The sequence below is a fragment of the Quadrisphaera granulorum genome, assembly GCF_003149145.1.
Taxonomy (GTDB): Bacteria; Actinomycetota; Actinomycetes; order Actinomycetales; family Quadrisphaeraceae; genus Quadrisphaera; species Quadrisphaera granulorum.
This window is the reverse complement of sequence record NZ_QGDQ01000007.1, coordinates 105,952-132,750: the sequence shown is the minus strand read 5'-3', so window position 1 is coordinate 132,750 and position 26,799 is coordinate 105,952. Positions and strand designations below refer to the sequence as shown.

At 72.9% G+C, this 26,799-nt stretch carries 24 protein-coding genes; 11 read left to right on the top strand and 13 right to left on the bottom strand.

The window, feature by feature from the left end:
• Positions 1 to 168 precede the first annotated feature (168 nt).
• The 5 genes from BXY45_RS07715 (at position 169) to BXY45_RS07695 (ending at position 5,302) form a co-directional block, all read left to right on the top strand.
• Positions 169 to 1,020 (top strand): sugar phosphate isomerase/epimerase family protein, encoded by an 852-nt coding sequence (locus tag BXY45_RS07715; protein WP_109773741.1) that lies wholly within the window; start codon positions 169 to 171, stop codon positions 1,018 to 1,020.
• 127 nt (positions 1,021 to 1,147) lie between these two features.
• On the top strand, positions 1,148 to 2,521 hold the full coding sequence (locus tag BXY45_RS07710) for an ABC transporter substrate-binding protein (protein ID WP_109773740.1): 1,374 nt from the start codon (positions 1,148 to 1,150) through the stop codon (positions 2,519 to 2,521).
• Positions 2,518 to 3,504 carry a carbohydrate ABC transporter permease gene (locus tag BXY45_RS07705; RefSeq protein ID WP_211319330.1) on the top strand — a complete coding sequence of 329 codons (987 nt, stop codon included), beginning with the start codon at positions 2,518 to 2,520 and terminating at the stop codon, positions 3,502 to 3,504. Before BXY45_RS07710 ends, BXY45_RS07705 begins: the two co-directional genes overlap by 4 nt.
• 2 nt (positions 3,505 to 3,506) lie before the next feature.
• Positions 3,507 to 4,415 carry a carbohydrate ABC transporter permease gene (locus BXY45_RS07700; protein WP_211319329.1) on the top strand — a complete coding sequence of 303 codons (909 nt, stop codon included), beginning with the start codon at positions 3,507 to 3,509 and terminating at the stop codon, positions 4,413 to 4,415.
• Positions 4,416 to 4,468: 53 nt separating this feature from the next.
• Positions 4,469 to 5,302, top strand: coding sequence for a sugar phosphate isomerase/epimerase family protein (locus BXY45_RS07695; RefSeq protein ID WP_109773738.1), 834 nt, complete (start codon positions 4,469 to 4,471; stop codon positions 5,300 to 5,302).
• 32 nt (positions 5,303 to 5,334) lie between these two features.
• On the opposite strand, the gene BXY45_RS23160 is transcribed toward BXY45_RS07695, so the two are convergent.
• From BXY45_RS23160 to BXY45_RS23750, 3 genes are all read right to left on the bottom strand, one after another.
• Positions 5,335 to 5,493, bottom strand: coding sequence for a hypothetical protein (locus tag BXY45_RS23160; RefSeq protein WP_170131369.1), 159 nt, complete (start codon positions 5,491 to 5,493; stop codon positions 5,335 to 5,337).
• A gap of 111 nt (positions 5,494 to 5,604) precedes the next feature.
• Complete coding sequence (gene uriH, locus BXY45_RS07690) at positions 5,605 to 6,594, bottom strand: uridine-preferring nucleoside hydrolase UriH (protein ID WP_245961690.1); 990 nt, start codon at positions 6,592 to 6,594, stop codon at positions 5,605 to 5,607.
• A gap of 177 nt (positions 6,595 to 6,771) precedes the next feature.
• Positions 6,772 to 9,210 (bottom strand): DEAD/DEAH box helicase, encoded by a 2,439-nt coding sequence (locus BXY45_RS23750; protein WP_425468310.1) that lies wholly within the window; start codon positions 9,208 to 9,210, stop codon positions 6,772 to 6,774.
• A 264-nt stretch (positions 9,211 to 9,474) separates the two neighbouring features.
• Between BXY45_RS23750 and BXY45_RS07675 the strand changes: the two genes are divergently transcribed.
• Entirely contained in the window at positions 9,475 to 10,518 is a 1,044-nt protein-coding gene (locus BXY45_RS07675) for a CdaR family protein (protein WP_109773736.1), read from the top strand.
• Between the two features lie 122 nt (positions 10,519 to 10,640).
• On the top strand, positions 10,641 to 11,702 hold the full coding sequence (locus tag BXY45_RS07670) for an alpha/beta fold hydrolase (RefSeq protein ID WP_109773735.1): 1,062 nt from the start codon (positions 10,641 to 10,643) through the stop codon (positions 11,700 to 11,702).
• Between the two features lie 91 nt (positions 11,703 to 11,793).
• Here the strand turns inward: BXY45_RS07670 and BXY45_RS07665 are convergent, their stop codons facing one another.
• Genes BXY45_RS07665 through BXY45_RS07655 form a run of 3 tightly spaced genes read right to left on the bottom strand, consistent with a single transcriptional unit; the run spans position 11,794 to position 14,416 of the window.
• Positions 11,794 to 12,474 carry a 3-oxoacid CoA-transferase subunit B gene (locus BXY45_RS07665; protein ID WP_109773734.1) on the bottom strand — a complete coding sequence of 227 codons (681 nt, stop codon included), beginning with the start codon at positions 12,472 to 12,474 and terminating at the stop codon, positions 11,794 to 11,796.
• On the bottom strand, positions 12,471 to 13,193 hold the full coding sequence (locus BXY45_RS07660) for a 3-oxoacid CoA-transferase subunit A (protein WP_109773785.1): 723 nt from the start codon (positions 13,191 to 13,193) through the stop codon (positions 12,471 to 12,473). Before BXY45_RS07660 ends, BXY45_RS07665 begins: the two co-directional genes overlap by 4 nt.
• Positions 13,194 to 13,216: 23 nt before the next feature.
• Complete coding sequence (locus BXY45_RS07655) at positions 13,217 to 14,416, bottom strand: thiolase family protein (RefSeq protein ID WP_109773733.1); 1,200 nt, start codon at positions 14,414 to 14,416, stop codon at positions 13,217 to 13,219.
• A gap of 81 nt (positions 14,417 to 14,497) precedes the next feature.
• Between BXY45_RS07655 and BXY45_RS07650 the strand changes: the two genes are divergently transcribed.
• From BXY45_RS07650 to BXY45_RS07640, 3 genes are all read left to right on the top strand, one after another.
• Positions 14,498 to 15,382, top strand: coding sequence for a LysR family transcriptional regulator (locus BXY45_RS07650; protein ID WP_109773732.1), 885 nt, complete (start codon positions 14,498 to 14,500; stop codon positions 15,380 to 15,382).
• 119 nt (positions 15,383 to 15,501) lie between these two features.
• Positions 15,502 to 16,260, top strand: a complete 759-nt coding sequence (locus BXY45_RS07645) for an IclR family transcriptional regulator (protein ID WP_109773731.1) — start codon at positions 15,502 to 15,504, stop codon at positions 16,258 to 16,260.
• Positions 16,261 to 16,483: 223 nt separating this feature from the next.
• Positions 16,484 to 17,713: a 4-hydroxybenzoate 3-monooxygenase gene (locus BXY45_RS07640; RefSeq protein WP_109773730.1), complete on the top strand. Its 1,230-nt coding sequence runs from the start codon at positions 16,484 to 16,486 to the stop codon at positions 17,711 to 17,713.
• A 37-nt stretch (positions 17,714 to 17,750) separates the two neighbouring features.
• On the opposite strand, the gene pcaDC is transcribed toward BXY45_RS07640, so the two are convergent.
• The 4 genes from pcaDC to pcaH all read right to left on the bottom strand — a co-directional run bounded on the left by pcaDC (position 17,751) and on the right by pcaH (position 21,719).
• Positions 17,751 to 19,004, bottom strand: coding sequence for a bifunctional 3-oxoadipate enol-lactonase/4-carboxymuconolactone decarboxylase PcaDC (gene pcaDC, locus BXY45_RS07635; protein WP_109773729.1), 1,254 nt, complete (start codon positions 19,002 to 19,004; stop codon positions 17,751 to 17,753).
• Complete coding sequence (locus BXY45_RS07630) at positions 19,001 to 20,209, bottom strand: lyase family protein (RefSeq protein ID WP_109773784.1); 1,209 nt, start codon at positions 20,207 to 20,209, stop codon at positions 19,001 to 19,003. The genes pcaDC and BXY45_RS07630 overlap by 4 nt, the downstream gene beginning before the upstream one ends.
• Before the next feature lie 83 nt (positions 20,210 to 20,292).
• On the bottom strand, positions 20,293 to 20,886 hold the full coding sequence (gene pcaG / locus BXY45_RS07625; protein WP_109773728.1) for a protocatechuate 3,4-dioxygenase subunit alpha: 594 nt from the start codon (positions 20,884 to 20,886) through the stop codon (positions 20,293 to 20,295).
• Positions 20,883 to 21,719, bottom strand: a complete 837-nt coding sequence (gene pcaH, locus BXY45_RS07620) for a protocatechuate 3,4-dioxygenase subunit beta (RefSeq protein WP_109773727.1) — start codon at positions 21,717 to 21,719, stop codon at positions 20,883 to 20,885. The genes pcaG and pcaH overlap by 4 nt, the downstream gene beginning before the upstream one ends.
• Positions 21,720 to 21,792: 73 nt before the next feature.
• On the opposite strand from pcaH, the gene BXY45_RS07615 reads away from it, so the two are divergent.
• The gene (locus BXY45_RS07615; RefSeq protein ID WP_109773726.1) at positions 21,793 to 22,605 is read left to right on the top strand and encodes an IclR family transcriptional regulator; all 813 of its coding nucleotides are present in this window, start codon (positions 21,793 to 21,795) and stop codon (positions 22,603 to 22,605) included.
• Positions 22,606 to 22,613: 8 nt separating this feature from the next.
• Here the strand turns inward: BXY45_RS07615 and BXY45_RS07610 are convergent, their stop codons facing one another.
• From BXY45_RS07610 to BXY45_RS24500, 3 genes are all read right to left on the bottom strand, one after another.
• Positions 22,614 to 24,197 carry a methyl-accepting chemotaxis protein gene (locus tag BXY45_RS07610; protein WP_109773725.1) on the bottom strand — a complete coding sequence of 528 codons (1,584 nt, stop codon included), beginning with the start codon at positions 24,195 to 24,197 and terminating at the stop codon, positions 22,614 to 22,616.
• 177 nt (positions 24,198 to 24,374) lie between these two features.
• A complete protein-coding gene (locus BXY45_RS07605; RefSeq protein WP_109773724.1) occupies positions 24,375 to 25,880 on the bottom strand; it encodes an aldehyde dehydrogenase family protein in 1,506 nt (501 codons plus the stop codon).
• Complete coding sequence (locus BXY45_RS24500; RefSeq protein WP_170131368.1) at positions 25,877 to 26,794, bottom strand: sugar phosphate isomerase/epimerase family protein; 918 nt, start codon at positions 26,792 to 26,794, stop codon at positions 25,877 to 25,879. Before BXY45_RS24500 ends, BXY45_RS07605 begins: the two co-directional genes overlap by 4 nt.
• Positions 26,795 to 26,799: the final 5 nt, after the last annotated feature.

Sequence of the window (26,799 nt, the reverse complement as noted above, 5' to 3'; positions counted from 1 at the left end):
GGCGAGCGGTTGCCACCTGTTGCCGCAGGAGTCCGACGGCCGAGACCTGGCACCTGGCACCTGGCAACACCTGGCAACGGGACAAGGGTGACCGCGCTCGGCGCGCACGGTGGGGCGCGTGGGGTGTGGCACGAGGCCGCAGGTCACCCAGCGAGACCGAGGAGAGCGATGTCGACCATCGGCGTGCAGATGATGATGCTCAAGGAGCAGGTCGAGCAGACCGGCCCGCGCGAGGTGCTGCGCCGGCTCCACGAGCTGGGGTTCCGCAGCGTGGAGGTCAGCCAGATCCCCATGACGCCGGAGAACGTCGACCAGATGCGCCGAGCCGGAGACGACTTCGGCATCGTCTTCGGAGCTCTGTCGGCCGGCGTCGGCCCGGGCCCTAACGACTCGCTGCTCGACGCGGCGGACAAGGTCATCGCCGATGCCCGTGCGCTGGGGGCCGAACGTGTGCGGATCGGCATGATGCCGCTGGCGGCCTTCACCTCTCACGAGGCGCTCGTGGCGGCCAGCCGGCAGGCCGAGAAGGCCGCCCGCCGTCTCGCCGAGGAAGGCATCACCCTCAGCTACCACAACCACCACGTCGAGTTCGCTCGCCGCGGCGGCATCACCCTCCTCGACACGATTCGCGCCGAGGCACCCACGCTGAAGCTCGAGATCGACGTCCACTGGGTGCAGCGGGGCGGCAAGGACCCCGTGCGCACTCTGACGGAACTCACGGGACGGGTGGATCTGGTCCACCTCAAGGACTACCGCGTCGCCGCACCCACCCCCGAGGTGCTCGAGCAGGTCAGCAGCGGTGGCCCGGAGGCCTTCCAGCGCGCCTTCACCGACCTCGTCCAGTTCGCTGAGGTCGGCGAGGGCAGCCTCGACTGGGTGGAGGTGGTGCCCGCTGCGCTCGACGCCGGCGCGAAACACCTGTTCATCGAGCAGGACGTGCAGTACGGACGCGACCCGTTCGACTGCCTACGCACCTCGCGGGACAACCTCGTCGAGCTGGGGTTCGGCCACCTGATCTGAGCGTGGACCGCCCCTGGGATCACGCTCGGCAACTTCCGGCAACTCGGAGGGGCGGTTTCTGCGCCGACCCTAGCGTCGCCGCCAGGTGGACGGGCCAACGTGGACACGTCCCTGGAAGGAGAACGTCATGCAGCTCTCTCGCCGTTCGGTCTTGTTCGCTGCGTTCGCCGCGTCGTCGACTGCCGCCCTGGCTGCGTGCGGCAGCTCGGACTCGTCCAGCTCCACCGGGACGGGTGCCGCCGGCGCCGTCGACGGCAAGGGCAAGACGCTCACCGTGCTCGTGGCTGCTCAGCCGAACTACCCGACCCAGTTCGCCGCGTGGTCCAAGCAGGTCACTGACGCCTTCACGGCCGCGACCGGCGCGACGCTGGCCATCGAGACGTTCTCCAACTCCGCGGAGGAGACCACCAAGATCCAGGCCTCCATCGTCGCGGGCACCGGGCCCGACGTCTACCAGCTCGGCACCACCTTCACGCCGGTCGCCTACGGCACCGGGGGCTTCCTGGAGCTGTCCGCGGACGACTGGAAGGCCATCGGGGGCAGGGAGAAGTTCTCCCCGGAGACCTTCGGCATGTCCGGCCCTTCCGAGGACAAGCAGATCGGCATCCCCAGCGCGACGCGCCCCTTCGTGTACGCCTACAACACCGAGATGTTCACGGCGGCCGGCATCGCCTCGCCCCCCACCACCTGGAACGACCTCATCGCCGCTGCCACGAAGCTCACCTCCGACGGGACGTACGGCATGGCCGTCGCCTACGCCGACGGGTACGACCCGTGGAAGTACATCTGGGCGTTCACGGAGCAGACCGGTGGCTCCTACGTCAGCGAGGACCTCACGAAGGCCCAGCTCGACAGCGAGCAGGTGAAGAACGCTGTGGCCCAGTACTTCGGCCTGCTGACCCAGCACAAGGTGGTCGACCCGGCGGCCGTCGGTTGGAAGAGCGGTGACGCGCTGGCGGCCTTCTCGGGCGGCAAGGCGGCGATCCTGCCGATGACGTCGGCCGCTGCCGTACCGGCCCTCGACCAGGGCGCCGTCAAGGGCAAGTACGCCTTCGCGCCGCTGCCCGATGTCGCCCCCGGGCAGACCTCGCGGCCCGCGGGCGCCCCGCCCGCGCAGTCGATCGTCTCCGGTGACAACCTCGCGATTGCCAGCTACACGCCGAACAAGGACCTCGCGCTGGCGTACGTCAAGCTCGTCACCGACGCGGAGATCCAGCAGGCGCAGTTCACGTACTTCGGCAACCTGCCCACCAACAAGGAGGCGCTGGCCGCGGTGACCAGCGCCAACCCGGTGCTCGCTCCCATGGCAGCTGCCGAGAAGGGCTCCACGCCCACGGCGTTCACGGGAGCCTGGGCCGACGTCCAGAACGGCGTGCAGAACGTCGTCGTCCAGTCGCTGCCCGAGCTCGCCAAGGGCAGCGTCGATCCGGCCAGCACCGCGTCGCTCCTCGAGGCCGCGAACGCCAAGGCGCAGGCCTCGCTTGACAGGGCTGCCCGGTGACCGTCCCCCCGGCCCTGGCCGCTCCCGAGGCGGCGGCTGACGCCGCCCCCCGGGAGCCGGGGCCGCGCCGGGCCGCGCGCCCCACGAGCGGGCGGCGCGGTCGCCGTTTCCCGGGAGGACGGCCGCTGTGGCTGATGCTGCCCACCCTGCTCCTGCTCGTGCTGGTCATCGTCGTCCCCTTCCTCCTCGCGGTGTGGATCGGGTTCCTCGACCTCGATCAGTACACGCTGCGCCAGCTGTTCTCGGCGCCGTTCATCGGCCTGAAGAACTACAGCGAGGGCTTCGCCGCGGGCCAGCTCCTGCACTCGATCTGGATCAGCGCGGCGTTCTCCGTGCTCACCACGGCGTTCTGCCTGCCGGTCGGGCTGCTGGCCGCACTGGCGGTGAACTCCGCCTTCCGCGGCCGGGGACTGGTGCGCTCGGCGTTCCTCATCCCCTACGTCATCCCGTCGTTCGTGACTGCCATGGTCTGGCGCTTCCTCATGCGCCCCGACGGCGCCTTCAACGACTTCCTCGCGGTCTTCGGGATCACCGGCGGGCAGTGGCTCATCGGCGAGCAGGCCTTCTGGGCCCTCGTCATCGTCGACACCTGGGCGGCGTGGCCGTTCATCTACATGATGACCACGGCCGGTATGCAGGCCATCCCCGACGAGCTGTACGAGGCCGCGGCCTTGGACGGCGCCGGGTGGGTGGCGCGGATCCGCCACGTCGTGCTGCCGGGCATCCGGCACCAGCTGCTGCTCGGCCTGCTGCTCTCGACACTGGCCCACTTCAACAACTTCACGCTGCCGTACGTGCTGCTGGGATCACCGGCTCCCGACGCAGCACTCACCCTGCCGGTGAACATCTTCCAGACGTCGTTCCAGTTCTTCCGGTTCGGCCTCGGGAGCGCCATGTCGGTCATCTCCCTCGTGCTCCTCATGATCCCCGCCATCTACTACCTGAGGGCGTCCAAGCTCACCGCCGCGCCCGGAGAGGACTGACCGTGGCTGCTCCCGCCGCTCCCACAGCTCCCCGGGCCGGGCGCCGCCCGGGCGTCGTCCGCAACCCGCAGCAGCTGCTCCCCACGTGGCTGCAGAGGACCGTCATCGTGGTCCTCCTCCTGTCGATGGCCCCGGTGGCCTACATGGCCCTGATCTCCGTCAGCCCCGACGTCGAGGTGGGCGCGGGGCAGCTCTGGCCCAGCCGACTGGTGCTCTCCAACTACGTCGCCGTGTGGTCGAGCATCGACCTCGCGACGGGGCTCGTGAACAGCCTCGTCGCCTCCCTGGCGGCGGGCGTCATCGCCACCGTCTTCGGGTTGGGGGCCGCCTACTGCCTGGCGCGGCTCGACTTCCGCGGCCGCGGGCCATTCCTCAATGCGCTGGTCGGCTTCCAGATCATCCCCGGAACGATGATCATCCTGCCGCTGTTCGTGGTGTTCTCCTCCGTGGGGGCCGCGATCGGCGTGCCGCTCATCGGGCAGCGCCCCACGCTCATCGTCACCTACCTCACCTTCGCCATCCCGTTCGCGACCTGGCTGCTGGTCACCAACCTGCGTCAGATCCCGACCTCCTTCGAGGAGGCAGCGATGATCGACGGCCTCAACCGCTTCGGCGTGCTCCGCAAGATCATCTTTCCACTAATGCTGCCCGGGATGCTGGTCACCGTCGTCTTCTCCATGCTGGTCGGCTGGAACGACGTGCTCTTCGCCAACGTCCTCACCAACCCGCAGACGCACACCGTCGCGATCCAGCTGCAGGCCTTCGGCTCCGCCACGGAGACCGGTGCGCTGCCGCTGTACGGCCAGCTCATGGCCGCGTCGCTCATCTCCTCGGCGCCTGTCGTCCTCCTCTACATGATCTTCCAGCGGCAGCTCGTCGGCGGTCTGGCCGCCGGCGGCGAGAAGGGCTGAGCCACAGCCCGTCCCCGCTTCACCCCTCCGAACCTCTGAGAAGGAGCTCTGCCGTGTGGACCCTGTCTGGATTCGCTGACGAGATCGACGATGACCTGGAGGTTCAGTGCCAGGTGCTCGACGAGCTCGGCATCCGCTACCTCGAACTGCGCAGCGCGTGGGGCGTCAACGTCCTCGACCTCACCGACGCTCAGCTCGACGAGGTCGAGCGGGTGCTGGCGGCGCACGGCATCGCCGTGAGCTCCATCGGCTCACCCATCGGAAAGATCAACATCGAGGACGACTTCGAGGCGCACCTGATGCGCATGGAGCGCGCGCTCGACGTCGCCGAACGCCTCCGGGCGCCGTTCATCCGGATCTTCTCCTTCTTCCTGCGCCCCGACCAGGCTCCTGGGGCTCACCGCGACGAGGTCCTCCGACGCATGCGGGCGCTCACGGACCGTGCAGAAGCGCGCAGCAGCGGTGTGGTGCTCCTGCACGAGAACGAGAAGGAGATCTTCGGGGACACTCCCGAGCGGGTCCTCGACATCGTCACCTCGGTCGACTCCCCGGCCCTGCGCCTCGCGTGGGACCCGGCTAACTACGTCCAGGTCGGCGTGCGCCCGTACACCGAGGGCTACGAGGCGCTGCGGGCCCACACCGTCTACATCCAGGTCAAAGACGCCCTACTGGTCTCGGGCGACGTCGTGCCCGCGGGAGAGGGCGACGGCCAGGTGCCCGAGACCGTGCGGGCGCTGTGCGAGGAAGGGTTCGACGGGTTCTTCTCGATGGAGCCGCACCTCGGTGACACCACGAGCTTCGGGGCGATCTCCGGCCGCGACGGCTTCGTGCGGGCCACGGAAGCCCTGCTGAAGATCTTCGCCGAGCAGGGCATCGAGTACCGCTGAGCTCCACACCCACACCAGTGAGCGCCGTCCCCTCACGAGGGGGCGGCGCTCACGTCCAGGACCTCGACGACCGCCGGTACCTCGGGGAAGACCTGGACAGAGGGCGACGACGACGCAGCCGCCAGGCAGGCGAGGGCTGCTGCGCCGGCGGCTCGGGAGGCGGCGGCTGCGCCGATGTTCGACAGCTTCACAGGAAGTCCCTTCGCAGGTGCTGGCCGGATCGGCCTTCCCTGCGATCGGTGCGGCTGTGAGCTGACATGAGGTGGCCCGGGACTTTCACGGCACCGTCACAGGAAACGCGATCAGCCGGCCCCGGGCTCGCCGATGCGCGCCAGCGCGTCGACCACGAGGTCCCAGAACCGCTCGCGGTCGAGCTCCATCGCCGCCGACGTCCTGCAGCCGGTCGGCGCGGGCGCGCGGCGGTCCGCCACGGTCATGCCGAGCGTGTGCGTGCCCGTGGTCTCCACAACGATGGGCATCCGGACGGCGCGCACGACGGTCGGGTCGATGACGTGCGCGACGGCGCACGGGTCGTGCACGGGCGGGTGCTCGAAGCCCTGCGCGTCGCGGTAGGCGCGGGCGAAGTGCTCGAAGAGTTCCCCGACGAAGCGCGCCGGGCCGGTGCCGACCTCAGCGATCCGAGCCACGACGTCCGGGGTCGCCAGCGCCTGGTGCGTCACGTCGAGCCCGACCATCGTCACGTCCCAACCGGCCGAGAAGACGATCGCCGCGGCCTCGGGGTCGATGACGATGTTGAACTCGGCCACCGGGCTCCAGTTGCCGACGGCGACACCGCCGCCCATGAGCACGACGCGCTTGACGCGCTCGACGATCCGCGGCTCCTTGCGTGCCGCCAGTGCGATATTGGTGAGCCCGCCGGTCGGCACGAGGGTTACGGTGCCCGGCTCGTGGGTCATGACCGTGTCGATGATGACGTCGACGGCGTGCCGCGGGTCCAGCGCGAGGTCGGGCTCGAGGAGCTCCGGCCCGTCCATGCCGGTCTCGCCGTGGATGTCGGGGGCGGTCTGCACCTCGCGCAGCAGCGGCCGGTCGGCGCCCGCGGCGAACGGCACCCCGGTGATCCCGGCGACGTGCGCCACCACGAGGGCGTTGCGGGTGACCTTCTCCAGTGTCTGGTTACCGACGACGGTGGTCACCGCCAACAGCTCGATGGCGGGGCTGCCGTGCGCCAGCAGGATCGCCACGGCGTCGTCGTGGCCGGGATCGCAGTCGAGGATGATTTTCTCGGGGGCGCCGGGGCAGGCTCCGGCGCTGACTTCTCGGTGAAGCACCCGCTCATCCTCGCGCCGACCGCGCCGCTGACCCTCCCCGCCGTGATCATGGTCCCCATTAGCGGGAGGCGCCCCCATTCCGCCATCGTCCACAGGGTGGCGGAAGCCCATGATCACGCAGGGGGTCAGGGGGCGGGGCAGATCCGATGGCAGCGGGGGCCGCCGACATCCTCACTCTCAGGGGGTGAGGCCCTCCTCGAGGGCGTCGGTCAGCAGGCCCACCAGCGCCTCCAGCTGCACGTTCACCGAGTCGGCGACTTCCTCGTCGGAGCCGTCCAGCGCCCGCGCCGCCAGCCCCGCCTTGCTGTCGATCATCGCGGCGATCCGTGCGTCCAGCGTCTGCGCAGCGATCACGCGCCACGCGGTCACCGGCTCGGTCTGGCCGATGCGGTGTACACGGTCGATCGCCTGGGTCTGCTCCGCGTCGGTCCACGACAGCTCGGCGAGCACCACGTCGGAGGCGACCTGCAGGTTCAGCCCCACCCCGGCAGCTGTCAGGGAACAGACGACGACGGCGACGTCGGGGTCGTTGACGAAGGCGTCGACGTTGCGCTGCCGCACCTCCGGCGTCTGCCCGCCACGCACGGAGGAGAACCGCAGGCCCTGCCGGGCGAACAGCTCCTCGGCGGTGTCCATGACCTCCACGTGCTTGGCAAAGAACACGACCTTGCCCGCGCTGCGCGCCAGCTGGGCTGTGTAGTCGGCCGCCAGCTCGGCCTTGGCCCGGCCGATGCGGCGCACCACGCTGAAGACGTTCTCGCCGTCGGCGGTTTCGGAGTCCTTGAGCTCAGCCTTGGCCACCCGGCGCACGAGCGCGGCGTCGATGACCGGTGCGGCCGGTGCCGCCGAGGCCGGTGTGGCGCCGAGGGCCTCGTAGGCCTCCTCGAGCACGGCCGCGGCCTCGGCCTCGGCCTGAGCGGCTGCCTCGGCCTCTGTCTGGGCTCCGATGGTCGGCGCGGCGACAGCGGCAACCACGCTGCGGCTCTCGTCGTCGTCGGAATCCATCGCCAGCACGCCGTCCAGGCCAGCGGCGGCCCGGTGCGCCAGTGCCCGGTGGTACCGCTCCACCATGCGCAGCGCGAGGTCGCGCTCGGCGGCGCGCACGGAGCGGCCGGCGGGCCCGTCGAGGTCCACCGGGAGGTCCGCCACGCGGCGGGAGGGGATGTCCGCGGCGACGTCGACCTTGCGGCGCCTCACGATGCCCAGGTCGACCACGGCCCGGCGCGCCCCGGGGTAGAAGTCAGGGTCGGCGGGGGTCCTGTCGAGGTCTTCGAGGGCCTCCAGCAGCGCCGGCACCGGGCGGGTGCCGTCGGTCCAGCCGAGCAGCTGCCAGATGGCGCGGAAGTCGTCGACATCGTTGATGAGCGGCGTGCCCGTCAGCGCCATGACCAGCGGGTCCGGCGTACGAGCGCGGACGCGGTCGGCGATGGCCAGCACGTTCTGGGACCGCTGGGAGGTCTTGTTCTTGATGAAGTGCGCCTCGTCGACCACCATCCCGCGGAAGCCGAAGTCGCCCAGCCACCCCAGGTGCCGATCGAGCACCTCGTAGTTCACCACCACAACGTCGGCGAAGCCGTTGACGCTCTCGCCGCTGCCCTGCACCACGGTGGTGGAGCGGTGCGGCACCCACAGCCCCGCTTCGCGGGCCCAGTTGGTCTTCACGACGCTCGGGACGACGACGAGCAGCGGGTACGCCATCGCGGCTTCGGCGGCGAGCAGCGCCTGCGCGGTCTTGCCCAGGCCCGGCTCGTCGGCGAGCAGGAACGTGCGGTGGCCCTGCGCGGCGGCGGCCACCAGCTCGCCCTGGTGCTGCATCAACTCCTTGCCCGCCGGCGTGTACTGCGACGTCGGCTCGGGGAGCTCCATGCACGCGGCGTCGCCGCCGCCGGCCCGTTCGAAGGCGGACAGCAGCGCCGCCACGAGGTCCCAGCCGCCCAGACGGCGGGGGAGGACGGCGTGGTCGGGCTGGGTCGTGAAGACGGGCGCGAGGAACGGGTTGGCCAGCTGCCGGGAGGCCACCGACGTCGGGACGACGGCGCGCTCGGACGCCGCTGCCGGCGCTGCGGCGCCGGAGGGCGGCGCGAACGGGGCGGCCGTCGAGGCAGCCGTCGGCGGCACCGGGACCTCCTGCGTAGCCGGCTCGATCCCGGCTTCGCGCTGCATCTCCCGGAGCAGGGAGCGCGAGGAGGGCGCCACCACGGCGTCGTCGCTGAGGAGGTGGAGCAGGCCCGCGTCGCGGACGGCGGCCACCGCCAGTTGCTGGGCCACCTGGTCGAGCCGCTTGAGGCGCTCCGCGCGGCGGGCGTCGCTGATGGCCGCCGCCTGCACGCGAGCGCGCTCCTCGCGCAGCAGCAGTGCCACGGCCTGGAACCGGGAGCGGACGGCGGGTGTCAACCGCCCCGTCTTCACCGCCTGCTGTACCTCGCGCACGCCATCGAGCAGCACGGCGACCACGTCCTTGCGGGGGCGCGGCGCAGGGCGCCGTCCCCCGGTCCCGTTCTTGCTGGTGCCGCTGGCGCGACCGCGAGCGTCGCCGCGAGGCGCGCTGCCGGTACTGCTCGTGCTGCCGGTACTGCGGCGGCCCTGGCCACCGCGTTGGCCCTGGGCCAATGCCACCTCCTGGAGGCGTCGAGGCGCAGGAGCGCCACGTCGTCGCCCGCTGACTCGGCGGCGCTCGCGCTGGAGCAGGCGGCGGACCAGCGGGCATCGTGCCCGGGTCTTCGCGTCAGGGGACGTTGTCCCCATGGTAGGCGGACGGCGCGCCCCGCCCGGACGTGATCCAGCGACCTGCGTGCAACGACCCGCGTCCAGCGGGCTCGGCCTCGTCGTCGACTGGGCCGAGATCTTCCGTAGGGGGGGCCGCGGCGCGAGGATGGACCGGTGCAGGAACTGCTCGGGCGCCTCACCGCGCTCGACCCCGACGCCAGCCACGGGCTGCGCGTCATCGCGTGCTTCGACGAGCTGGTGCTCGGCAACGTCGGCACACGGGCCCTGCTCAGCGCGGCCGCCGCACTGGCCGGCTGCCCCGCCGGCTTCCAGCAGGACCACCCTCCCGTGCAACTGCGGGTCGCCGGAGACGGCGAGCTGCTCGCTCCCGGGGCGCCTCCACCCGGGGCGGAGGTCGTGGATGGCCAGGTGAGCTGGCTGGTCCGTCAGGGCGCGCCGGGACCGCACGACGCGATCATCCTGGAGCGACTCGCGCTGGCGCTGCGCATCCGACACGGCCGGGGGCGGGCCGCGCTCGTCGAGCGCCGCCACATGGCGACGCTGCTCGACGCGACGGTCCCGGTGGAGACCCGGCGCGCGGCCGCCAGTGCGTTGGGGGTGCCACCCCAGCGACGCAGCTGCGTGGTGGTGGCGCCCCTCTTCGCCCGGTGGACGGCGCACCCGGTGGTCCCCGAGGACGTGGTGCCCTCCCCGTACGGTCCCCTGCACGTGCTGGTGGTTCCCGAGGGGGTGGAGGCGGTGGGTGCCTCTCCGAGTGGCACCAGCGCCCCCAGCACCGTCGACGACCTGCCGCGCGCCCTGCGGACGGCTACGACGGCGCTGCGGCTGTGGGACGAGGGCTGCGGCCCCACCTCGCACGCGGACAGGTTCGGCGGGCTGGTCGAGCTGCTGGTGGACCTCCCCGACGACGCGGCCGGCGCCAGCGGCGGCGACGTCGACAGGTTGGAGGTCGTCGTCGCGCACGCCTGGGGGGCCGGCACGCTGGAGGCGCTGGTGCAGGCGTCGTCCGTACGGCAGGCGGCGCGCCTCGCGGGCGTGCACCACAAGACCATGAGCGCACGCGTCGAGGAGGTCACCGCGACGCTGGGCTTCGACCCGCTGGCCGGGTACGGCCGCGCGCGTCTGGGAGTGGCCTGGCTGAGGTGGCGCCTGCGGCATTCGCGCGTGCTCGACCTTCCGGCGCCGCCACGGACCTGAGCCGTCCCCGCCAGATGGCGGGGAGCGCACCGCCGAGGAGCCGCCGACTGCCGGTTCCGTGCCCCGGTGAGCACGGGCAGTCTTCGCTGCGAAGGACGACGACGTCTGGAGGAGCACCACCCATGATCGAGAACAGCTACTACACCCACGAGCACCACGGCGAGTACGAGCTCGTCAGCATCGGAGAGCTGCAGCTCGAGGAGGGCGGGGTCATCCCCGACTGCGAGCTGGCGGTGGCGACCTTCGGGACGCTCAACGCAGCCCGGGACAACGCGATCTTCGTCTCCACCTGGTACTCCGGCACTCACCAGATCTGGCGCGACGCCTACATCGGTCCCGACCACGCCCTCGACCCGACGAAGTACTTCATCGTGGTGGTCGACCAGATCGGCAACGGCCTGTCGACGTCCCCCCACAACGCCACGGGTGCCAACGCGGGCATCGCGATGTCGAAGTTCCCCCACGTGCGCATCGGCGACGACGTCGTCGCGCAGGAGCGGCTGCTGCGCGAGCACTTCGGCATCGAGACGCTGCAGCTGGTCACCGGCGGCTCGATGGGTGCCCAGCAGACCTACGAGTGGGCCGTCCGCTTCCCCGAGAAGGTCAAGCGGGCCGCCCCGATCGCCGGCACCGCGCAGAACACCCCTCACGACTTCCTGTTCACCAAGGCCCTCATCGACACCATCACCTGCGACCCCGGCTTCGCTGGAGGGGAGTACAGCTCCCACGAGCAGGTGGTGGACGGCCTCAAGCGGCACGCCGGCATCTGGGCCGTGGTCGGCTTCTCCACGGAGTACTTCAAGACCGAGGCGTGGCGTTCCCTCGGCTTCGAGACGGTGGAGCAGTTCATGGAGCAGTTCCTCGAGCCGTACTTCACCGCCATGGACCCCAACGATCTGCTGACCATGGCGTGGAAGTGGCAGCGCGGAGACGTCGCACGCCACACCGGCGGCGACCTCGCCGCGGCACTGGGGCGCATCTCGGCCAAGACGTTCGTCACGCCCATCGACGAGGACATGTTCTTCCCCGTGCGCGACTGCGCCGCCGAGCAGGCGCTCGTCCCGGGGAGCGAGCTGCGCGTCATCAACGACGTCGCCGGTCACCTGGGACTCTTCGGCGTCTCCGCGGGGTACATGCCCCAGGTCGACGCGCTCCTGTCCGAGCTCCTGGCCACACCGGTCTGACAGACCAGCCGCAGCGCGTTCCCCCCGCGTGCTGCGGCCGTGAACCCCCTCCGGGCTCGCTCGAGACCAGGGCGAACCCGGAGGCGGGGGGTCAGCCAGCGCGGTGCAGGGGGACGTCCAAGCGGGCGGCCAGATCGTCCACCGACGTCCCCCAGGTCTCCAGGACCACGACCTCGGGTCCGCTGACGTCGAACAGCGCGACCTCGGTGTAGACCCGGCTGACGCACCCGACGCCGGTCAGGGGGTACGTGCACGTCGGGACGAGCTTGGCGGAGCCGTCCTTGGCGAACAGCGTCATCATCACGAAGACGTCCTTGGCGCCGTTCGCGAGGTCCATCGCCCCGCCGACGGCGGGGATGGCGTCCGGGGCGCCGGTGTGCCAGTTGGCGAGGTCGCCGCTCGCGGAGACCTGGAACGCGCCGAGCACGCACACGTCGAGGTGGCCGCCGCGCATCATGGCGAAGGAGTCGGCGTGGTGGAAGTACGCCGCCCCCGGCGGCTCGGTGACGGGCACCTTGCCGGCGTTGGTGAGGTCGGGGTCGACCTCGTCGCCGTGGGCCTCCGGCCCCATCCCGAGCATCCCGTTCTCGGTGTGCAGCACCACGCCGGCTTCCGGACGCAGGTGGCCCGCGACGCTCGTGGGCTGGCCGATGCCGAGGTTGACGAAGGAGCCGTCGGGGATGTCGCGGGCGACGACGGCGGCCATCTCGTCGCGTGACAGGGGTCCACGGTCGAGGTGCTCGACGGTGGAGCGAGTGCTGGGAGTGCTCATGCCTGCGGCTCCTCGGTCGTGGGGGCGGTCGTGGGAGCGGTCGTCTGGCCGGTCGTCGTCGACAGGTCCACCACGTGGTCGACGTAGATGCGCGGGGTCACCACCGCTTCGGGGTCGAGGGCACCGGTGGGCACCACCTCGTCGACCTGGACGACGGTGACGGCGCCCGCCGTCGCCATGACGGGGCCGAAGTTGCGGGCGGTCTTGCGGTAGACGAGGTTGCCGACACCGTCGGAGCGGTGGGCCTTGATGAGCGCTACGTCCCCGCGCAGCGCGGTCTCGAGGACGTGGTCGCGTCCGTCGATGACCCGCGTCTCCTTGCCCTCGGCCAGCAGGGTGCCGACCCCGGTGGGGCAGAAGAACGCGCCGATCCCGGCTCCCGCCGCGCGCATCCGCTCGGCGAGAGTGCCCTGCGGCACCACCTCCAGCTCGACCTTCCCGGCGCGGTAGAGCCCGTCGAAGACCCAGGAGTCGTGCTGGCGGGGGAAGGAGCAGACGACCTTGCGCACGCGGCCGGCGGCCAGCAGCGCGGCCAGGCCGGTGTCGCCGTTGCCGGCGTTGTTGCTCACCACGGTGAGCTCGTCGGCGCCGTGGCGGATGAGGGCGTCGATGAGGTCCACCGGCATCCCGGCCATCCCGAAGCCGCCCACGAGCACCGTCATGCCGGAGGTGATCCCTGAGGCCGCCAACGCGGCGTCGGCCGCCTCGGCAGCGGTCACGCCCGAGTGGAACTGCGTGCGGCTCACCGGCTCGCCTCCTGGTTCTCCAGCACCACGGCCAGGCCCTGGCCCACGCCGATGCACAGCGCCGCCACGCCCCAGCGGGCGTCGCGCTCGCGCAGCACCGCGGCGAGCGTGCCGAGCAGCCGCGCGCCCGAGGCGCCGAGGGGGTGGCCGAGGGCGATGGCGCCGCCCCGGGTGTTGACGAGGTCGGGGTCGACGTCCCACGCGTCCAGGCACGCCAGCGACTGCACGGCGAAGGCCTCGTTGAGCTCGACCGCGCCGACGTCGGACCAGCCGATCCCCGCACGGGCCAGGGCCTTGTTCGCCGCCTCGATGGGTGCCAGGCCGAAGTCCTGCGGGTCGAGCGCGTGCGCGCCGCGGGCGGCGATGCGGGCCAGCGGCGCGACCCCGAGGGTCTCGGCGGCGGCCTCGGACCCGATGACCAGCGCGGCGGCGCCGTCGGTGAGGGGGCTGGCGTTGCCGGCGGTGATGGTGCCGCCGTCGGCGGGGGAGCGGAAGGAGGGCTTGAGCCTGGCGAGCGCCTCCGGTGTGGAGCCGTCGCGGACGCACTCGTCGCGGGCCAGCTCGACACCGGGGACGTCGGTGACGAGCTGCTCGTAGAATCCGTCGGCCCAGGCCTTCGCGGCCAGCTGGTGGGAGCGCGCGGCGAAGGCGTCCTGGCGCTCGCGGCCGATGCCGAGGCGCCGCGCCACCTGCTCGTTGCACTCACCGAGCGAGGCGGTCCACTCCGCGGGCATCGCGGGGTTCACGAGCCGCCACCCGAGCGTGGTGGACGCGGCCGTCACGTCACCGGCGGGGTAGGCCCGCTCCGGCTTGGGCAGCACCCAGGGCGCACGCGACATCGACTCGACCCCACCGGCGACGACGACGTCGGCGTCGCCCGTCTCGACGCTGCGCGAGGCCAGGGCGGCGGCGTCGAGGGAGGAGCCGCACAGCCGGTTGACGGTGGTGGCGGGGACGGAGGTGGGGAGCCCGGCGAGCAGCACCGCCATGCGCCCGACGTTGCGGTTGTCCTCGCCGGCCTGGTTGGCGCAGCCCCACACGACGTCGTCGATGCGGGCCGGGTCCAGGGCGGGGGTCTTCGCGAGGGCGGCCGTGAGGGCCGTGGCGGCGAGGTCGTCGGGGCGGACGCCGGCCAGCGCGCCGCCGAACCTGCCGAACGGCGTGCGGGCGCTGGCGTACAGGTGGGCCGAGGGCATGGTGACGACGCTAGGCCGCCGATCGATCGCCGTCCAAGACGTGTTCTGCCGTCATTGATAAGCGGAGTGCATGATGGGTGCGTGGAGACCCGGCTGCTGCGCTCCTTCGTGGTGCTCGCGGAGGAGCAGCACTTCGGCCGCGCGGCGGCCCGGCTCCACATCGCCCAGCCCGCGCTGTCGCAGCAGCTGAAGCAGCTCGAGCAGCAGCTGGGCGCGCGGCTGCTGGACAGGTCCACGCGGAAGGTGGGGCTCACCGCGGCCGGTGCGCTGCTGCAGGAGCGGGCGCAGCAGGTGCTGGCGGACCTCGACCGGACCGCCGCCGACCTCGCGCTCGTGGCCTCCGGGCGCGCCGGCCGGGTGCGGCTCGGGTTCGTCGGGACGGCCACCTACGAGCTGCTGCCCAGCGTCGCGCGCCGGGTGCGCGCCGAGCTGCCGGGCGTGGAGCTGGAGCTGCACGGCGAGCTGCTCGCGCCGGCGCTGCTCGACAGGGTGCTCGGCGACGGGCTCGACCTCGCCGTCCTGCGCCCGTCGGGGCCGCCACCGGCCGGGCTGGTGGTGGAGGAGCTGCGCCGGGAGCCGCTGGTGGTGGCGCTGCCCGCGGGCCACCGGCTGGCGGAGCGGGAGGCCGTGGCGCTGGGGGAGCTGGCGGGGGAGGTGCTGGTGGCGCACCCCTCGGGACGGCGCTCGACGCTGCAGCCGCTGGTGCTCGACGCCTGCCGGGCGGCCGGCTTCGAGCCGGAGGTCATCGAGGTGGGCGAGACCGGCACGCTGGTGGCGCTGGTGGCCGCCGGGCTGGGGTTCGGGCTGGTCCCCGACGCGGTGCGCGCGCTGCGCCTGGACGGCGTGGTCTACCGGCCCCTCGCCGGCGACCCCGTCGAGGTACCGCTGGCCCTCGTGCACCGCGCTGACCCCAGCCCGCTCGTGCGTCGCGTGGTGGACGCCGTCCGCGCCGCCACGACCCCCTGAGGGCGCCGACCTCCCACTCGTGACGATCATGCAGCTCCGCGCCACGACCGGAGGAGGGGTCGCAGCGTCGACCGCGGCGGTGTGTGATCCTCGAGGTTCCGTCCAACGGAAGGACACCGGTGTCCCGCAACGAGTCCCCGGGCCGCACGGTCACCAGCAAGGTGCTCGCGGTGCTGGCCGCCTTCGACGCCGGCTCGCGCGAGCTGTCGCTGACCGACCTGGCGCAGCGCGCGGACCTGCCCGTGGCCACCGCGCACCGCCTCGTGGGGGAGCTGCTGGAGTGGGGCGCGCTCGACCGGACCACCGCTGGCGGCTACGCCGTGGGCCGGCGGCTGTGGGACCTCGGGCTCCTCGCCCCCGTCAACACCGACCTGCGCTCGGTGGCGGCTCCCTTCCTGCAGGACCTGCACGCCGCGACGCGTGCCACCGTGCAGCTGGCCGTCCGCGACGACGACCGGGCGCTCTACGTCGACAGGCTGTCGGGCTCCGTGTCCACCCCGGTGGTGAGCCGGGTCGGCTCGCGACTGCCGCTGCACGCCACGGCCGTGGGCAAGGTGCTGCTCGCGCACGCCCCGGACGCGGTCCGGCTGCGCGTGCTGGGCTCGCTGACGCGGCACACGCCGCACACCGTGACCTCACCGGCGATCCTCGACGAGCAGCTGCGCCGCGCGCGCCGCGACGGGTTCGCTACCACCGCCGAGGAGATGAGCCGCGGGGCGTGCTCGGTGGCGGTGCCGGTGTGCGTCGGAGACGAGGTGGTCGCAGCGCTCGGCGCGGTGGTGCCGGACCTGCGCCACGGGCGCCCCGAGCTGGTGGCGGGCCTGCGCGTCGCCAGCCAGGGCATCGGTCGGCGGCTCGCCCTGCACGCCGCCCGCTGAGCCCCGCCCCGCCCCTTATCGCACTTGCCGCGGAAAGTGCGCCAAGACGGCCCTGGGAGACGCACTTGCCGCGGAAAGTGCGAGAAGAGGGGTTTCCTGAGTCGCACTTGCCGCGGAAAGTGCGGGGAGGTGGGGGAGGTGGCGGGGTGGGCCAGCGGGTGGCGGTTCCGTTGGACGGAAGGATCGGCTGGGGACGACGACGACGGCGGGGCAGTCTCAGCCCATGGCCGATGACCGTCCTGCAGCGCTCGCTTCCTCCACCCGCACGCCCGTCGGCATCGTCGGCGGCGGTCCCGCGGGTCTCGTGCTCAGCCACCTCCTGCACCGCGCGGGCGTGCCGTCCGTCGTCGTCGACAGCCGCAGTCGGGAGGAGATCTCCACGACTGTGCGCGCGGGCATCCTCGAGCACGGCACCGTCCAGCTGCTGCTCGACTCCGGCGTCTACTCCGACGGCGCCTCCCGCCGGGTGCTCGAGGAGGGCTACGAGCACGAGGGCGTCGAGCTGGCCTTCGGCGGGCGCCGCCACCGCGTCGACTTCCACGACCTCGTCGCCGCCTCCGTGTGGCTGTACCCGCAGACGGAGGTCTTCGCCGATCTCGCCCATGCCCGCGAGCGCGACGGCGGTGACGTGAGGTTCGGTGTGCAGGACGCCCGCGTCGTCGACCTCGAGGGCGACCAGCCGCGGATCCTCTACCGCGATGCCGAGGGCCTCGAGCACGAGGTGCTCCCCGACTTCCTCGTCGGCGCCGACGGCTCGCGCAGCGCGTGCCGCCGCGCGGTGCCCGAGGGGCAGGGGCAGAACACCGGCCGCGAGTACCCCTTCGCGTGGTTCGGCTTCCTCACCGACGCCCCCGCCAGCGCGCCGGAGCTGGTCTACAGCCACTCCCCGCACGGGTTCGCGCTGGTCAGCCAGCGCACGGACACCGTGCAGCGGATGTACTTCCAGTGCGATCCCGACGAAGACGTCACCGCCTGGAGCGAGGACCGCATCTGGGAGGAGATGCGCCGCCGCACCGCCGTCAACGGCCTGGAGCTGAAGACGGGCCCGGTGCGCGACGCCGCCGTCCTGCGCTTCCGCAGCTTCGTGCACGCCCCGCTGCGCCACGGGCGCATGCTGCTGGCGGGCGACGCCGCGCATACCGTGCCGCCCACCGGCGCCAAGGGACTCAACCTCGCCGTCGCCGACGTCCGCGTGCTCGCCCCCGCCCTGGCAGACGCCGTCCTGCGCGACGACACGACGGGCCTGGACACCTACTCCGAGCGGGCCCTGGAGCGGGTGTGGAAGGCGCAGCACTTCTCGTACTGGATGACGACGATGCTGCACACCCTCCCCGGGAGCGCGCCCTTCGACGTCCGTCGCCAGGAGGCCGAGCTGGCCACGCTCGCCGCCTCACGCGCCGGGCAGACGCTCCTCGCGGAGGGCTACACCGGCTGGCCCGGCTCCCAGGTGTGAGGGTGGCCGGACCAGCGACGGGTCAGTGCGCGTCGGGTCAGTGCGCGTCGTGTCCGTGCGCGGTGCTCTCGGTCAGCACCTCCTGGGCGATCCGGAACGCGGTGTTGGCGTCCGGCACGCCGCAGTAGATGGCCGCCTGGAGGATGACCTCCTTGATCTCGTCCACGCTCAGGCCGTTGCGGCGCGCGGCGCGCACGTGCATGGCGAACTCCTCGTGGTGGCCCCGTGCGATGAGCGCCGTGAGCACCGCTACGGAACGCGAGCGGCGATCCAGGCCGGGTCGGGTCCAGACGCTGCCCCAGGCGAACTCGGTGATGAACTGCTGGAACTCGCGGGTGAGATCGGTGGCGGCGGCGGTGGCCCGGTCGACGTGCGCGTCGCCGAGCACCTCGCGGCGCACGACCATGCCCGCGTCGCGCACCTGCGCCACCGTCATCGCGTCCCGGACCGCAGGAGCCGAGGACGACGACGCGCCGGTCGCGCTGCCTGCGGCTGCGCTGCCCGTGGCCGCGCTGCGTGCCGCGAGCACGTGCTCCTCGACGAGCCGAGCGACCTCTTCCGGCGCCTCCGCCGGGGCGAGGTGCGCGACGTCCTCGAGCACCACGAGGCGGCCGCGCGGCACGCCGTCGGCCACCTCGCGCAGGCTGGCGGGAGGGGTGGCGACGTCGTGGGCGCCTGCCACGGCGAGCACCGGAGCGGCCGCCTCGCCGAGCCTGTCGCGGACGTCGAAGCGCGCGAGCGCTCCGCACACGGCGGCGTAGCCGGCGTCGTCGGCCTGGGACAGGGCGTGCAGCAGCGCCGAGCTGCGCGCCGGCTCGCGCTCCACGAATCCCGGCCCGAACCACCGCTGCGCGGAGGTCGCCACCAGCGATGGCGTGCCCGAGGCGCGCACGGCCGCGGTGCGCTCGGCCCACGAGGCCGGCGTGCCGATCGCGGCGCCCGTGCACAGCAGCACCGCCGAGCGCACGCGCGCGGGCGCGTCGAGCAGCAGCTGCAGCGACACGGCGCCGCCGACGGAGTCTCCGGCGACGTCGAAGGTCGCCTTCGGGCCGGCGAGGGCGTCGACGGCGGCCAGCACGTCCGCCGCGAGGTCGGCCATCGAGACGTCCTGCTGGGGCACCCAGCGGTTGCGGCCGTGGCCGGGCAGGTCCCAGCCCACCACGTGGAAGGAGTCCGCGAGGTGCTCCGCGGCCGCCGTCCACAGCGCCTCGGCGCTGGTGCCGAGCGACGGGCCGACCACGAGCAGCGGCAGGCCGTCGTGCCCGGCGAGCCGGACGAGGGTGGTGCTCACAGGTCCTCCTGCGCGGTCTTCTGTGTGGACTTCGTGAGGTGGTCGGTGGCTCGGGAGGTCGCCTCGTCGACGAGGTCGTCCACCAGGCCCAGGTAGGTGCCGCCGGCGGGCCGGCCGGTCAGCCCGGTCATCGACTCCTGCTCGGCGAGCACGTCGGCGCCCGTGTCGTGCAGCCGGGCGGCCATGTGCGCGGCCTCGACGCGCAGCCCGCGCAGCAGGTCGCTGGCCTGGCTCGCCGCTACCGCCGTGCGGCGCAGCAGCAGGGCGAGGGTCTGCCACTCGACGTGCCACCCGCCGTCGGCGCGCTCGTCGACCTGCTCGGCGGCGGCCAGGTGCAGCGTCGCCGTGAGCTGCGGCGCGCTCAGGGCGGTCCGCCGCACGAGGACGGCGAGCGTGGGGTTGGCCTTGTGCGGCATGGTCGAGGAGCCGCCGGCCGAGCCGTCGCGCAGCTCGCCGATCTCCGGCCGTCCGAGGGCGAGGACGTCGTTGGCGATGCGCCCCCACGCGTCAGTGGCCGTGACCGCCGCGTCGCCGAGGCGCGTCACGGGCGTGCGGCGGGTGTGCCACGGCGCGGAAGGGTCCAGGTCCAACGCAGCGGCGAAGGAGCTCCGCAGCGCCCGGGCGCCGTCGACGCCGGCCAGTTCGACCACCGCGGACAGCGTGCCCGCAGCACCACCGAACTGCACCGGCCAGCGCAGCGCGGCCAGCGCCTCGTCGGCGTCGATGAGGCCGTGCAACCACCCGGCCGCCTTGGCGCCGAAGGTGGTGGGGACGGCGGGCTGCGTCAGGGTGCGCGCGACCATCGTCGTCCCCCGGTGCTCCTCCACCAGGACGGCGAGGCGCTCCACCTGCGCGCGCAGCTCGCTGCGCACCGCCTCGACGCCCTCCCGCGCGCACAGCAGGACGGCGGTGTCGAGCACGTCCTGGCTGGTCAGCCCGCGGTGCAGCCAACGGGCCGCCTGGGGGCCGTGCTCTTGGCCGCTCTCGCGCAGCGACGCCCGCAGCGCCGCGACGAGCGGCATGACGGGGTTGCCGCCGGCTTCGGAGGCCACCCCCAGCGCCGCCTGGTCGAGCCCGCCGGAGAGCTCGAGCACCGCGGCGAGGTCTGCGCCGGCCTCCTGCGGGGCGACCTGCGCGTCGACGAGCGCGTCGAGCCAGGTCTGCTCGACGCGCAGCGCGGCCCGCAGGAGGGCCGCCGGTGCCATGAGCGACCCGGCGCGGTGGTCGCCGGGCCACCACCATCCGTCGGAGCCGAGGTCCACCACGCCCTCGATCCTGCCCGCTGCCGTCACCGGCCCTCGCGCGGCCAGCGCAGGAAGACCGTCTCGCGCTCGCCCTGCAGCCCGATGTCGAAGCGCAGCGCGCCCTCGTCGTCCACGCAGAGGAGCGTGTCCGCGCGGTCACCGGCGGAGCGCAGCAGCGCGTCCGGCTCCGCTCCGTCCAGCGGCAGGTAGGCGCGAGTGAAGAGGCGGTGGAGCAGGCCGCGCGCGAAGACCGTCACAGCGAAGAACGGCAGCCCGCCCTCCACCGCGCCGGGGCGCAGCGTGGTGAACGCGTAGCGCCCGGTCCGGTCGGTGGTGCACCGGCCGAACCCGGTGAAGCTGTGCCCGTCGCGGCGCAGCGAGCCCTGCCGCTGGACCACCCGGCCGGACGGGTCGGCCTGCCAGATCTCCACGAGCGCGTCGCGCACGGGCAGGCCCGAGCCGTCGGTGACGGTGCCGTGGAGCAGCAGCGCCCCGGGTGTGCCGGGCGCGACGAGCTCCCGGTCGCCGTCGTAGGGGAGGGCGTAGTGGAAGAACGGACCGACCGTCTGACCGGGGGTCGGGGCCAGTGCCGTCGGCAGCGCGGGCGCCGCGGCGTCCGTCGTCGTCGTGAGGGTCATCGGGAGGTCTCCTCGTCGTCGCTGCGCTCCACGTCGAGGTCGCCCTCCAGGGGCGTGCGGTGACCTCCCGTGAGCACGATGTCCCAGCGGTAGCCGGTGGCCCACTCGTGCTGGGTGATGTCGTGGTCGTAGGTGGCCACGAGCCGCTGACGCGCCTTCGGGTCGACGATGGACTGGTAGATCGGGTCGAGCGCGAAGAGCGGGTCTCCCGGGAAGTACATCTGCGTCACGAGGCGCTGGGTGAAGTCGGTGCCGAACAGCGAGAAGTGGATGTGCGCGGGGCGCCACGCGTTGTGGTGGTTGCGCCACGGGTACGGGCCCGGCTTGATGGTGGTGAAGCGGTAGTGGCCCTGGTCATCGGTGATGCAGCGCCCCACGCCGGTGAAGTTCGGGTCGAGCGGGGCGGGGTGCTGGTCACGCTTGTGGACGTAGCGGCCTCCGGCGTTCGCCTGCCAGATCTCCACCAGCTGCCGGCGCACGGGGCGTCCGTCGCCGTCGAGCACCCGGCCGGTCACCACCATGCGCTCACCGATCGGCTCGCCACCGCCCTGGATGGTGAGGTCGGACTCGAGGGGGTCGATGTCGCGCTCGCCGAAGCACGGCGCCCACAGCTCCACACCCTCGGGGTCGGCGTGGTGCAGGTCCTTGGTGGGGTGGCGCAGCAGGCTGGAGCGGTAGGGCGCGTAGTCGAGGCGGGGCTGGTGCTCGACGGCACCCGCGGCCTCGTACGCGCGGCTGGTCTGCGCGATCTCGTCATCGATGACGTGCTGGTGCACGAGCCCCGTGCTGGGGTGGCGCGTCGCTGCGCCCTGGATCACCCGCGAGCTGCTCATGACAGTGACGGTAGGCCTCCACGCCTGGCCGAACGCGCTTCCTCTTCCGTCCAGCGGAAGTCATGATGGGGTCGTGGCGGGGAACACCGGGACGGCGGGGCGGAGTGTGACCTCCCGTGCGCTGAGCCTGCTGGCAGCCTTCGATGAGGACCACCGCCGTCTGGCGCTGACGGTCCTCGCCGAGCGGGCCGGCATGCCGCTGCCGACGGCCCACCGGCTGGTCTCCGACCTCGTGGAGTTCGGGGCGCTGACCCGCACGCCCTCGGGTGACTACGTGGTGGGCCGGAGGCTGTGGGACATCGGCCTGCTCGCTCCCGTGCAGTCGGGTCTTCGGGAAGTCGCGTCTCCTCACCTGCAGGACCTCTACGGCGTGACCCGCGCCACCGTGCACCTGGCGGTGCGCGACGGCGCCCGAGCGCTCTACGTGGACCGGCTGCGGGGGCACGCCTCCCTCCCGATCGTCTCCACGGTCGGCTCGCGGCTGCCGCTGCACGCGACGGGCGTCGGCAAGGTGCTGCTGGCGCACGCCCCGGCGGCGGTGCAGGAGGAGGTGTTCCGCGAGCTGCCTCGCTTGACGCCGTTCACCATCACCGCGCCCGGCAGTCTGCGGCGTCAGCTCACCCTCGTGCTGCGCGACGGCTTCGCCACGACCGCCGAGGAGCTGGGCCTGGGGGCGTGCTCGGTGGCCGTGCCTGTGGTGCAGCGCGACCAGGTGGTGGCGGCGCTCGGCGTCGTCGTCCCCAGCCTCACCCGCGACAGGCCCCGTCTCGTGGCGGCGCTGCAGGTGGCTGCACAGGGCATCTCGCGTTCGCTCGCGCGGGTTCCCGCCGTGGTGGGGGAGGCGGCGGAGAACTCAGCACCGCCGGCTCTGGCTGACGGTGGCTGACGGCGCCGTCAGAAGGTGAAGCGTCCTGTGAGTTCCTGCAGCCGGTGCGCGGAGGCCGCCAGCGAGGTGGCGGTGGCGGCGGTGTGGCCGGCGGACTCGCGGCTCTGCACGGTGCCCGCGGCGATGTCGGAGACGTTCGCTGAGATCTGCGCCGACCCGATGGAGACCTCGGTGACGTTACGGACCATCTCGTTGGTGGTGGCCGACTGCTCCTCGACGGCTGCGGCGATGGTGGCCTGCACTTCGTCGATGCGGGAGATGACCTGACCGATCTCCGTGACGGCCGATGCTGCCGCGGCGGCGTCGCCCTGGGTGGCGCTCACCTTGCTGATGATCTCGTCGGTGGCCTGCGCGGTCTGGCGGGCGAGTTCCTTGACCTCTCCGGCCACCACGGCGAAGCCCTTGCCCATCTCTCCGGCGCGGGCGGCCTCGATGGTGGCGTTCAGGGCGAGGAGGTTGGTCTGCTCGGCGATGGAGGTGATGAGCTTGACGACGTCGCCGATCTCGCGGGAGGAGATACCCAGCCGCTCGATCGCTCCTCCCGCGGAGCCCGCGGCCGAGACCGCCGAGGCGGCCATCTGTGACGCCTCGCTGGTGGCGGTGGCGATCTGGGCGATGGCGGCGGTCATCTCCTCCCCGGCCGCCGCGACCGTGGAGATCGACGCGCTGACCTCCGCGGAGGCCGCGGACACCACCTGGGTCTGCGCAGCCGACTGCTGCGCGCTGGAAGCCATCTGTGTGGAGACGCTGCTGAGGGTGCTGGAGGCCGACGACAGGGAACGCGCTTCGTCGCTGATGTCGTGCATCGCTGCGGCCAGGGCTTCCAGGGAGGCATCCGTGGCGACGGCCAGCTGGCCGAGCTCGTCCTTGCTCGTCAGGCCCACCCGCTGGTCGAGGTGGCCACCGGCGAGGCCCTGCATGACCTCCACGACCCTGGACAGGGGGCGAGTCACGGAGCGTGAGACCGCCGTCGTGATCGCCGCTGCCAGGACCAGTGCCGCGACCGAACAGCCGACGAGCAGTGCCACAGAGAAGCGATACGCCTCGCCTGCGGCCGTGGTGGTGCTGTCTGCCGCGGTGTCCTCGGTCTGGGCGAGTTCGCTGAGCACGTCGGCGGTCTTCTTTGCTGCCGTCAGGAGAACTGCGTCGCGCTGCTGCATGTACTCGGTGATGTCCGTGCTCGTTGCCAGGGGGAGCACCCGGGTCATCACGTCGCGCAGCTCACCCCAGCTCGCCTGGAAGGCGGCTCGCTGCTGGGGGGTGCTCGCGGGATCGGTGCTCAGGTACAGCGTCCAGTCGTCCTCGACCGTCGTCAGGGCGTCGTGGAAGGTCTTCGTCGCTTCCTCCGTGTCGCGGTCGTCCATCGCGAGCGCCACGCCGTTCAAGGCGTTGCGGGCGGCGATGACGGAGGTGTTGATGTCGTCGACGGCAGAGATCGAGGCCATGCCGCTGCCGGAGAGGTCTTCGAGGTTCGCCTGGGACGCCTTCAGCTTCGCGATGCCGATGCCGCTGATCGTGAGCAGGAGCAGGCAGACGGCCGCGAAGCCGAAGGTGAGTTTGGTGGCGACCTTCAGGTCGGCTAGATGGCGCATGGCGACTGTCCCCCAGGTGCGTCGGTGTGACACGTCCTGGATCGGCACCGCACTTGTCCCCCTGAAGGGAGACTTCCATCTGTGATGATGGCCACGTGCGCACGTGGCGGGCGCCCATCGTGATCATGGGCGTCTGCCACCCCATGAGGTGGCGGACGCCCATGATCACGGGGAGGGTCAGAGGGGGTACTGGCCGGGCTCGCGGCGCAGGGTGATCCACCGGGTCTCGGTGAACGCCTCGACGTTGGCCTGCGCCCCGCCGTGGCGCGATCCCGTGCCCGACGCGCCGACGCCGCCGAAGGGCGTGTTGGCCTCGTCGTTCACCGTCTGGTCGTTGATGTGGACGATGCCCGTGGGGATGCGGCGCGCCAGGTCCAGCGCCCCCAAAGCGTCCTTGCTGACGATGCCGAGGGAGAGTCCGTACTCGGTGGCGGTAGCCAGCTCCACCGCCTCGTCGTCGTCTGCGTACGAGACGACCGACGCCACCGGTCCGAAGACCTCCTCGCAGTACGCCTGCGCGTCCTTCGGGGTGTGCGCGAGCACGGTGGGCCGGTAGAAGAGCCCCTCGTAGGTGCCGCCGGCGCGCAGCTGCGCGCCCTGGGCCACGGCGTCCTGCACGAGGGAGTGGACGCGGTCGCGCTGGACCTCGTCGATGAGCGGGCCGAGGTGCACCTGCCCGGCGGCCGGGTCACCCACGTGCATCGAGTCGGCCTTGGCGGCGAGCTTGTCGACGTACTCGTCGAAGACCGACTCGTGCACGATGTGGCGGCCCACCGTCATGCAGATCTGCCCCTGGTGGAGGAACGAGCCCCACGTGGCGAGGTTGACGGCCCTGTCGACGTCGGCGTCCTCCCGGACGAGGAACGCGCTGTTGCCGCCCAGCTCGAGGTGGGCACGCTTGAGGTGGCGCCCGGCGAGCTCGCCCACGGCGCGCCCGGCGCGGGTGGAGCCGGTGAAGGCGATGACGCGCACGCGCGGGTCGGTGACGAGGGCCTCGCCGACGTCGGCGCCGCCGGGCACCAGCTGCAGCAGACCGGCGGGCAGGCCCGCCTCCTCGAAGATGCGCACGAACGCCACGCCACCGGTCATCACGGTGCGGGGGTCCGGCTTGAGGAGCACGGCGTTGCCGAGCGCCAGGGCCGGCGCCACCGCGCGGATGCCAAGGATCAGCGGCACGTTGAACGGGGAGATGACCCCGACGACGCCGACGGGCACCTGCTCGGCCAGCGACAGCCGCGGCTGCTCGCTGGACAGGACCGTGCCCAGGGGCGCCGACGGCAGCGAGGCGGCCTCGTAGCACTCGGCGGCCGTGACGTGCAGCGCGAAGCCCGCCAGCGGCGGGATGGCACCGACCTCACGGATGTTCCAGCCCATCACCTCCTCGGCGTGCTGCTCCCACAGCTGCCCTGCGCGGCGCAGGACGGCGGCGCGGGCCGGGTGCGGCGTGGCGGCCCAGGCCTTCTGCGCGCGGGCGGCGCCCTCGGCGGCGCGGGCGACGTCGTCGGGGCCGGCGATGCCGACGGTGGCGATGGTCTCGCCGGTGGCGGGCGCGAGGGACGCGAGCGTCGAGGCGCCCTCCACCCACTGGCCGTCGATGAAGATCCGGCCGCGGACGGCCGCCTCGTCGATGAGGCCGCCGGTGGGGGCGGGAGCGGTGGTGCTGGTCTGCGAGGTGGCGGTCATCGTCGGGCCTCCTGCTGGGTCGGGACTGCCGGGTGGGGCGCGGGGGTGCCGCTGGCCGCGTGCTGCACCAGCGCGAGGGCGCGCTCGGCCAGGCCGAGCCCGTCGTCGTAGGGCGAGCGCCAGATGGCCAGGGCGTCGGCGACGGCGCCCGGCATCAGCGCACGGGAGAAGGCTTCCACGCCCACGCGCCCGGTGTACCCCCCGGCCAGGGCCGAACGGAGCACCCCCGCCACGTCCACCGCCCCGGAGCCGAGGTCGCCGCGGCCGGACTGTCCCAGCTCGAGGTAGCGCAGGTGGGGCAGCGCCGTGCGCACCGCGGCGGCGAGGTCCGCCTCCTCGACCGCCATGTGGAAGGTGTCGAGGTGGACGCCCAGGTGCGCCGACCCGCTCGCCGCCACGTACTCCACCGCCTGCGCGGCGGTGTTGACCAGGCCCTCCTCGTAGCGGTTGAGCACCTCGAAGGTCAGCTGCACGCCGCGGTCCGCCGCGCGGTCCGCGACCTCGCCCACCACCAGGGCGCTGCGCTCGAACGCCGCGGCGCCGGGAGCGGTGGCCGGCTTGCCGAACAGGCCGTACGGCACGCCGTTGAGCTGGTCCGCGCCCAGCGCGACGGCGAGGTCCACCGCAGCGAGGAGCGCTGCGCGGCCGGCGGCGCGCTCGTCGTCGTCGTCCGAGGAGACGTCCTGGCCGGGGGCCAGGCCGACCATGGCGATGGGCGCGAGGTCCGCCCGCTCGAACGCCGTCCGCAGCGACGCGGCGTCGGTGCCCGCCGGGTCGAGCGGGGGCAGCACCGCCCGCCGGTACCCGAGCTCGCGCAGCCGCCCGAGCACGGGGGCGAGCGCGTCGCCCTCCGGGGCCACCGGCAGGGCGCTGGTGTGGAAGGCGAGGTCGACGCCCACCGCCCGGTCGCTCACCGCCA

What these genes read in the sequence shown, in the direction of transcription:
- BXY45_RS07715 (WP_109773741.1), top strand. Translation starts at nt 169, where the DNA reads ATGTCGACCATCGGCGTGCAGATGATGATGCTCAAGGAGCAGGTCGAG.
- BXY45_RS07710 (WP_109773740.1), top strand. Translation starts at nt 1,148, where the DNA reads ATGCAGCTCTCTCGCCGTTCGGTCTTGTTCGCTGCGTTCGCCGCGTCG.
- BXY45_RS07670 (WP_109773735.1), top strand. Translation starts at nt 10,641, where the DNA reads ATGATCGAGAACAGCTACTACACCCACGAGCACCACGGCGAGTACGAG.
- BXY45_RS07665 (WP_109773734.1), bottom strand. Translation starts at nt 12,474, where the DNA reads ATGAGCACTCCCAGCACTCGCTCCACCGTCGAGCACCTCGACCGTGGA.
- BXY45_RS07655 (WP_109773733.1), bottom strand. Translation starts at nt 14,416, where the DNA reads ATGCCCTCGGCCCACCTGTACGCCAGCGCCCGCACGCCGTTCGGCAGG.
- BXY45_RS07640 (WP_109773730.1), top strand. Translation starts at nt 16,484, where the DNA reads ATGGCCGATGACCGTCCTGCAGCGCTCGCTTCCTCCACCCGCACGCCC.
- BXY45_RS07630 (WP_109773784.1), bottom strand. Translation starts at nt 20,209, where the DNA reads ATGGCACCGGCGGCCCTCCTGCGGGCCGCGCTGCGCGTCGAGCAGACC.
- pcaG (WP_109773728.1), bottom strand. Translation starts at nt 20,886, where the DNA reads ATGACCCTCACGACGACGACGGACGCCGCGGCGCCCGCGCTGCCGACG.
- pcaH (WP_109773727.1), bottom strand. Translation starts at nt 21,719, where the DNA reads ATGAGCAGCTCGCGGGTGATCCAGGGCGCAGCGACGCGCCACCCCAGC.
- BXY45_RS07610 (WP_109773725.1), bottom strand. Translation starts at nt 24,197, where the DNA reads ATGCGCCATCTAGCCGACCTGAAGGTCGCCACCAAACTCACCTTCGGC.
- BXY45_RS07605 (WP_109773724.1), bottom strand. Translation starts at nt 25,880, where the DNA reads ATGACCGCCACCTCGCAGACCAGCACCACCGCTCCCGCCCCCACCGGC.